The 7,864-nt window shown below is 63.4% G+C and carries 8 protein-coding genes; all 8 read right to left on the bottom strand.

Translation table 11 applies throughout. The annotated features are described in order from the left end of the window. Nucleotides 1-617, bottom strand: a 617-nt coding sequence (locus Q0F21_RS04150) for a precorrin-6A/cobalt-precorrin-6A reductase (protein ID WP_297237674.1), incomplete at its 3' end; no start/stop codon positions are given. Beyond that, nucleotides 610-1,623, bottom strand: coding sequence for an ABC transporter ATP-binding protein (locus tag Q0F21_RS04145; RefSeq protein WP_297237672.1), 1,014 nt, complete (start codon nt 1,621-1,623; stop codon nt 610-612). The genes Q0F21_RS04150 and Q0F21_RS04145, both read right to left, overlap by 8 nt. Continuing rightward, entirely contained in the window at nt 1,620-2,660 is a 1,041-nt protein-coding gene (locus Q0F21_RS04140; RefSeq protein ID WP_297237670.1) for an iron ABC transporter permease, read from the bottom strand. Before Q0F21_RS04140 ends, Q0F21_RS04145 begins: the two co-directional genes overlap by 4 nt. A 6-nt stretch (nt 2,661-2,666) precedes the next feature. Continuing rightward, nucleotides 2,667-3,815 carry an ABC transporter substrate-binding protein gene (locus Q0F21_RS04135; RefSeq protein ID WP_297237668.1) on the bottom strand — a complete coding sequence of 383 codons (1,149 nt, stop codon included), beginning with the start codon at nt 3,813-3,815 and terminating at the stop codon, nt 2,667-2,669. Continuing rightward, on the bottom strand, nt 3,812-4,504 hold the full coding sequence (locus Q0F21_RS04130) for a precorrin-2 C(20)-methyltransferase (RefSeq protein WP_297237667.1): 693 nt from the start codon (nt 4,502-4,504) through the stop codon (nt 3,812-3,814). Before Q0F21_RS04130 ends, Q0F21_RS04135 begins: the two co-directional genes overlap by 4 nt. Continuing rightward, the gene (cobM, locus tag Q0F21_RS04125) at nt 4,501-6,324 is read right to left on the bottom strand and encodes a precorrin-4 C(11)-methyltransferase (RefSeq protein ID WP_297237665.1); all 1,824 of its coding nucleotides are present in this window, start codon (nt 6,322-6,324) and stop codon (nt 4,501-4,503) included. Before cobM ends, Q0F21_RS04130 begins: the two co-directional genes overlap by 4 nt. Next, nucleotides 6,321-7,505 carry a precorrin-6y C5,15-methyltransferase (decarboxylating) subunit CbiE gene (gene cbiE / locus Q0F21_RS04120; RefSeq protein WP_297237663.1) on the bottom strand — a complete coding sequence of 395 codons (1,185 nt, stop codon included), beginning with the start codon at nt 7,503-7,505 and terminating at the stop codon, nt 6,321-6,323. The genes cobM and cbiE overlap by 4 nt, the downstream gene beginning before the upstream one ends. Continuing rightward, nucleotides 7,502-7,864, bottom strand: a 363-nt coding sequence (locus Q0F21_RS04115) for a precorrin-8X methylmutase (RefSeq protein ID WP_297237661.1), incomplete at its 5' end; no start/stop codon positions are given. The genes cbiE and Q0F21_RS04115, both read right to left, overlap by 4 nt.

Raw genomic sequence — 7,864 nt, 5'->3', positions numbered from 1 at the left:
TCAAAGCCGCTGCTCTCGCCACTCTCCTTGAGGAGGAGCAGGTCGGGGCGCAGTCGCTCCATGAGCGCCCGGTCGTCCTGCGCCCGATCGTAGTAGATAAGGTGGTTGCGGGGGAAGTCGCTCTCGCTGATGATCCGCTCCGTCTCGGGTATTGGCATCACCCTCAGCCAGACCTCGTGCCGCAGCGGGTAGTCCCCCATGGCGGCGATACTCTTGACCCCGGTGAGGGCAAGGAGTCGGCGGGGGCTGAGCCGCTCCAGCTCCCTCATCGCCTCGGGGAAGGAGCTGACGGAGAGAGCCCCCTCGGGGAGCGGAGGGAAGGCTCGCTCATACCGAATCGTCGGCAGGGCCACTTCGCTTGCAGCCTTGGCGACATTCCGGTGAACGATGGTGGCAAAGGGGTGAGCCGCATCGACGAGGACACTCACCTCCTCCCGCCGGCAGAGTGCTGTCATCGCATCGGCATCCAAGGGACCCTCCAGCCGGGTGCCGTGATGGAGGGCGATCTCCTGCGAGGTGCCGAGGGTGGAGTAGAGGAAGGGCTTGCCCGCCTCCTCGCACACCTCTACCGCAGCCCTGCCCTCGGTAGTTCCGCCGATGATGAGGATCTTACCCATGGTGCTCGTCGCTAGTTAGTAGGTCGAGGAGTTCCTCTATCGTGGTGGGGCGAAGGCACTGCCCATCGGCGGTCCTGAGGAGCATCCCCTCATCGGAGAGCTCGATCGCATCGGCACTCTCCGCCTCAGCTGTGGCGAGGATGGCATTGCGCCTCAGTGCCTTCGCGACCATATGGTAGAGCGGGAGGAGCCGGTGTGTGGGAGCACTGATACGGATGGTTCGGGTGTGGGGATTCTCAATGCGGAAGAGCCCTCTGAGCCGGTCGAAGACGATATCCCGTCGCTCAAAGAAGTCACTCAGTGTCCCGTCGAGGGAGAGATCCTCCGGGGTGCCGATGTGTAGCCGTTTCTCATCATCGAGGAGCCAGATCTTGTCTGCGATCTGGAGTGCCATCTCGAGGTCGTGGATGGAGAGGAAGATGGTCTTGTGCGTCTCTCGGGAGAGCCGGTGGAGGAGCTGCATCATGTCCACCTTGGAGGGGAAGTCGAGGAAGGAGGTGGGCTCATCGAGGAGGATGATCGGGGTCTCCTGGGCGAGTGCCTTGGCGATCATCACCTTCTGTCGCTCTCCGTCGCTGAGCGTCCCGATGTCGCGGGGAGCGAAGCGCTCCATACCCACGAGACGGAGGGCGTCAAGGGCTTTCCGCTCATTGGCGGCATCCACCTTTCCCCAAAATCCGGTGTAGAGGCTGCGCCCGAGGGAGACGAGGTCGAGCACGGTCATGTGCCCCACCTCTATCCGCTCCGTCAGCACGACGCTGATGAGCTGCGCCAGCTCCCGGCTCTTGTAGCTGTCTATCTCGCCCCCGCGGACGAGGATGGAGCCGCCGAGCTTGGGCTGGAAGGCGGCAATCGTGCGGAGGAGGGTCGACTTGCCCACACCATTGGACCCGATGAGGCAGGTGAGCTCACCGGAGTAGACGGTGGCGGAGAGCCCCTCGGCGACCACCCTGTGCGGGTAGCCGATGGCGAGGTCGCGCAGCTCTATCGTGATCTCCTTACTCATAGTCTCTCGCCCCGACGGCGACTGAAGAGGACCCAGATGACGATCGGGGCACCGATGAGGGCGGTGACCGAATTGATCGGCAGCGCCCCCTCGAAGCCCGGCATCCGCGCGATGACGCTGCAGATCAGGGCAAGCAACGCCCCGACGAGCGTCACCGCCGGCATCAGGATCCGATGGTTGGAGGTGGCGAAAATGGTTCGGCAGAGGTGCGGCACCGCCAGACCGATGAAGACGATCGGGCCGCAGTAGGCGGTGACGATGGCGGTGAGGAGGCAGGAGCAGAAGATCACCCGGTGGCGGGCGCGCTTGTAGTTGAGCCCGAGGCTGCGGGCATAGTTTTCTCCGAGGAGCAAGAGATTAAGCGTCTTGATGAGGGGAAAGGAGAGGGGGATTAGCACCAGCATCAGGAGGACGAAGGTGGTGACGCGGTCGCCGCTCACCTTGGAGAAGCTCCCCAGTCCCCAGACGACATAGCTGCGAACATCCTCATCGTTGCTAAAGAACTTCAGCACGCCGATGATCGCATTGGCGATGTAGCCGATCATCACGCCCATGATGAGGAGGACGACATTCCCCTTCACCTTCTCCGACATGATCATGATGATCCCCATCACCGCCAGCGCCCCGAGGAGTGCCGCCACCGAGACCGCCATCTCCCCGACGAAGCCCATGCGGATCAGCGCCCTCTGGCTGATGCTCCCCGAGAGGAGCACGAGGGTCGCCACGCCGAGGCTGGCACCCGAGCTGATGCCGAGCTCCGAGGGACCGGCGAGGGGATTTCGGAAGACCGTCTGCATGAGCAGTCCGCTGATGGAGAGCCCCGCGCCGGCGACGAGGGCGGTGATGGTCTGCGGGTAGCGGCTCTTCCAGACGATGTTACGCCAGATCTCACTCCCTCCGGTGTCGCGCCCGAGGAGGATATCCACCACGTCGCGGAAGGGGATCGCTATCGTCCCGAGAGAGAGATTGAGGACGAAGGCGACGACGATCAGGATCGCGACGAGGCCGAAGGCTATGGCGTTACGGGAGCGGGGCATGGTATATCACTTCTCCCTCGTGAGGAGGTCGTAGTAGACTGGCGTATGGTCGGGGAGCAGCTCGGGGTGGAAGGCGTGGATCAGGTCGGCAAGAACCACCTCCGGCTCCACCGGTGACCCCTCGTAGAAGGGACGCTCCGAGAGATTGCAGTAGAGCACTTTCCGCTCCTTATACGCCCGGAAGTCTCTGTACCGGGCGTCGGTGCGTGCGAGCACATCGTAGGAGTAGTCACCCTTGTAGTTATTGGTGATCCGCCAGAAGTCCGCATCCGCCGCCTGGCTGTAGACGGTCTCAAAGTCGAGGTAAAAACCCCCGGACTCCTTGTTGTCCCTCAGGAAATAGTCCCCACCGGCATCGCGGAAGAGGTGCGCCAGGTAGCTCTCCCCCCCGACGACATACCAGTTGCCCCCGTGCAGCTCACCGCTGAGGATCTTCGGGCGGGGTAGGTCGGGCGTGATGAGGCTCTGGAGCTGGTGATACCGCTGCTCTATCTGGTCAAAGGTCTGCTCCGCCTGCTCCTCCTTCCCGAGGAGGAGGGCGGTGAGCTTGATCCACTCCGCCTGACCGAGCGGGGAGGTCTCCTTGTACCCGAGGAAGGTGAGGAGCGGGATGTCGAGCTCCTTGAGGGCATCATACCCTCCGCGCTTGAAGGGGGAGACGAGGATCAGGTCCGGCTCCAGTGCCATGATCAGCTCAGAGTCAAAGTTTCCCTCTATCCCGATCCGCCGTGCCTTGCCCTCCGCCAGGCGGTCGAGCATCTTCTGATTGAAGAGAAAGTGGGTACTCGGCATACCGACGACCCGGTCGACGGCATCGAGCTTGATGAAGTTGGAGAGCTGCAGCGTCGTCATCACGATCACCCGCCTCACCGGCACCTCTATCGGCGTGTAGCCCTCGGGGATCTCCCCGCCGGCATCAGTCCCTCGGGGGACTAAGGCGTAGCGATAGACTTCGCTCTCCGGCTTCGTCGGGTCAGAGATGTCGACCAGCGTCATGCCCTCACTGCGACTGATCCTCAGCCCCTCGGCATAGCGGATGAGCGAGTCACCGGCGATCATCGTCTCCTCCCTGCCCTGCGTCTCCTTTCCCCCACAGGAGGAGAGGAGAAGGAGGAGAAAGGGGAGCGCACCATATAGATAGGTCTTTATTTTCATCTCGTGCTTGGCTTAATGATGAGGAGGGAAAAGTAAGGAAAGGGGGTCTCGGGGAGGAACCTCAGGGTGTCGGTGACCAACTCCCGCTCCTCGTCGCCGATGTACTCACCGTAGAGGATGGAGACCGGTGGATCCGTCCGGAGGAAGTCCCGCACCGCCTCCTCCGAGCGGGAGAGCTTCATCACGACCACCACCCGACCCCTGTCGATCGCCTCCCGGAGCTGCTCCGCACTCTCGACACGACTGAGCACGAGAAGCGACTGCTCCCCCAGGACCAGCGGTCTGCTGAGGCACGCCGGCAGCGTCATATAGTAAGGGATGCCGGGGAGGATGAAGTGGGGCATATCCCTCTCCCTGAGGAGCCGGCAGACATAGCCCGCACTGGAGTAGGTCCCCGCGTCGCCGATGGTGACGAGAGCGGCGGAGATGTCGGCGAGGCAGTCCTTCTCGAGCTGACCGGCGAGTGCCTCGTAGGCCGAGGCGGCTGCTCTACGGTCACTCTGCATGGGGACGGAGAGTATGGTCACCTTCTTCTCCAGCAGCGCTCCTGAGGGGAGCGCCCGGATGATCTCTACTGCCGCCTCTCCTATGGCGTAGATGCGCTCCACATCCTGCAGAGCCCGGTATGCGCGGAGGGTGATATCCTCCGGCTCCCCACTGCCGAGGGAGACGATCATGATGGGTGTCATGGGCGAAAGAGATGCTTAAAGTCCTTGTGATACAGGCGAGACAGCCCCTCGCGGTTGCCTATCGCCTCACCGACGACGATCATGGTGGTGAGCTTAAGCTCCTGCTCGCGGACGATCCTTGCGAGATCCCTGAGCTCCCCGCGGTAGATCCGCTGCTCGGGGTGGGTCAGCTTATAGCAGACCGCCACAGGGGTGGTCGGCGGGTAGTGGGTGAGCAGCTCCCGCTCCACCTCCTCAGCGATCGAGGCACTGAGGTATATGCACATCGTGCTCTGCGAGGCGGCGAGCCGGGAGAGCTGCTCCCGCTCCGGCACCGGTGTGCGCCCGCTGCCTCGGGTCAGGCTGATGGTCTGCACCCGCTCCGGGATGGTAAATTCGCTCTGCAGCTCTGCCGCAGCCGCCTGGAAGGAGGAGATCCCCGGCGTGATGTGGTACGCCATGCCCTCCTCGTCGAGGATTGCCATCTGCTCCTCGATGGCGCCATAGATGCATGGGTCGCCGGTGTGGAGTCGCACGACGAGCGCCCCCCGGTCGTAGAAGCTCTTCATCAGGGCTATCTGCTCCCCGAGAGCCATCCCCGCCGAGCTTCGGACGACCGCTCCCTCCTTGGCGCACTCCGTCAGAGCCACCGGTACGAGGCTCCCGGCGTAGAGGATCAGGTCTGCCGTCTCGAGGAAGTGTCTCCCGCGCACAGAGATCAAGTCGGGATCCCCCGGCCCTGCGCCGACAAATTCGATGTGCCCTCTCATCAGCCCCTTGCGCTCTATGGCGAGGGCAAAGGTAAAGTCACTCCCCTCGCTCAGCTTCCCCTTCTGCTTCTCGATCACCAGCTCGCCCCCTCCCGAGGAAGTGAGGGCAGCCGCCTCGGAGACACTGGCAGAGCCGGTCGCCTCACCGACCCGCTCCGAGGGATGCGGCACGCTCACCCCATCGAGCGTCTCGCTGTCGTAGTATCGGACAGGCACCCCCAGTCGCTCTGCCAGCGCCTCGAGGATCGGTTCGCCACGCTTCAGCTCTATACTGGAGAGATCCGCTATGGAGAGAGGGGAGAAGCCCCCTGCCCTCACCTCCGAGAGGATATGGTCGGTCACCCCGGTCGGGTCGGCCATGCGCCGGCACCCGATGCCGAGATGAAGGAGGGGCGGGCGGTAGCAGAGCTGCGGCAGATCTATCTCTGCGTGGTACCGGCACCCCACGGTGATCAGGAGGTCAAAGTCCTGTGGTCGGATCTCCTCCGCCTTATGGAAAAGAGTGACCCACTCCGGTCTCGTCCGCTCCAGGAGCGCCGTCCCGGCCGAGCGTGTCTCTATGAGAAGTGCCACCCGGTGACGCTCCACGAAGAGGGCGATGGCGTGATTCATCGTCGTGCCGACCAGCTCTGTCCGCCAGCCCTGCTCCTCGCCCAGCGTATCAAGAGCCCACAGTCCCCGGCGGTCGCTCTGCGTCGTGACGACAGCCTCACCACCGAGGATATGGGCGATGCGACGAGCGAGGTCGTTGGCTCCTCCGACGTGCCCCGAGGCGACGGGGATCACATAGTGACCCGTCGTGTCGATGCAGAGGATGGCGGGGTCGATGTGCTTATCCTGCAGGAGATCGCCCACGGTCCGGACACAGATCCCGAGGGCGGAGCAGAAAATTAGGGCGGAGTACTCCCCGATCAGCTCCCGGCACCCCTCCCGCAGCGACGCCATGGTGCGGAAGCCCTCCGCCTCCACCGTGCTGTAGAGAGTGACCCCCGGGAGCTCGTCCCTGAGCAGCAGGGCAATCTCTCTCCCCTCGCGGGAGATGGTGAGTATGGCTACATTCTTCTCTTTCATTTCGTTGCTTGCATCACATGGATGGGATTGAAGTGGTCGACAGCCATCAGCGTCTCCTCCGACAGTCCCGTGCCGACATCGGCAAGGCTGCTGAGGAAGAGCTGTCGGCTCTCGTCACTGACAGAATTGAAGACGATCCGCCCGCCTCCCGGCAGCAGCGGATAGATCCGCCGTATCATCTCCGGGAGCCGTCCGCCGTGCCCCCCGATGAAGACCGCATCCGGGGTCGGGAGCGCTGAGAGGTCAGCCTCCAGGAAGTCCCCCGGGACGAAGTCGATCCCCGGGGCATGGAGCCTCCGGGCATTGGTCTCCAGGAGCGCACCGCCCTCCGGACGGATCTCAAAGGCGATCACAGAGAGGTGGGGAAATTGCAGCCTTGCCTCTATCGAGACAGAGCCGGTGCAGGAGCCCACATCCCAGAGCGTCTGCGCCTGATGCAGTCCGAGGAGCGACAGGCTCTGCAGCCGTATCGGTGACTTGGTGATCATCCGGGGACGTCCCTCCAGCGGGACAAATGCCTCATCGGGGATCCCAAAGGGGCGCTCCTGAGCCCTCGTGCGGAGGAGGATCAGGTTATTGGGGTAGCCGAAGTCCCTTTCCCTCATCTCCTCAAGCGACAGCCGCGACACCCTCTGCTCCTCCCGATTGCCAAGATGCTCGCCGACGTAAGCGACGTAATTGTCATAGCGATAGGCGATCATCCGCTCCGCTATCGTGCGGGGCGTGTGGTGCCTCAGGTCGGTCAGGATGCCGATCATCCGCTCCCCACAGATCAGGGCCTCATCAAGCGCCCTCCACGGGCGACCGGTCAGCGAGACCACATGCATATCCTGATAGGGAAGCAGCGCCGCGTGGGCCAGCATCTGGAGGGAGTGGAAGTGGGGGAAGAGAGTGATCTCCGCCCCGGGATGCAGCTCCATGATCCGCTGACCGATGCCATTGAATATCGGGTCACAGGAGGCCACCACCACCATATTCTCATACCTGCCATAGCTACGGATCTGATCATCTATCGGAGGGATGATGTCGATCCAGTCGTGCTCCGTCGGGAGGAAGGGGCGCATGATCTCGTGGTGCCGTCGCCCGCCGGAGAAGTGCCGGTGCGAGCGGATCACCTCCTGCACCTCCTCCGAGAGCCTCTGCTCCCGACTGTCGCTGATACCGATAAGGAAGATCTTCATACGTCTCTGCCGGGGCGTATCCCCGCCGCATCGTCATAGCTCAGGATCGCATTGCAGAGCGTGGCGGCGAGGTTGCTCCCGCCCTTGCGCCCCTCGATGATCAGCTTGGGGATCTCTCGGAAGGGCTTGATCATATGCTTCGACTCACAGACGTGGACAAAGCCCACCGGCGCGGCGATGATGCCTGCCGGCTCAGCCTTCCCCTGATGGATCAGGTCAGCGAGCTCCATCAGCGCCGTTGGGGCGTTGCCAAAGGCGAAGAGCGCCCGGGGATGATCCTTCACCGCTAGACGGATCCCCGCCTGCGTGCGGGTGAGCTTGCCGCCCGCCGTCATCTCTGCGATGCGAGGGTCGTGGAG

This window comes from uncultured Porphyromonas sp. (assembly GCF_934359325.1).
Classification (GTDB): Bacteria; Bacteroidota; Bacteroidia; order Bacteroidales; family Porphyromonadaceae; genus Porphyromonas_A.
This window is presented reverse-complemented; position numbering and strand designations above follow the sequence as displayed.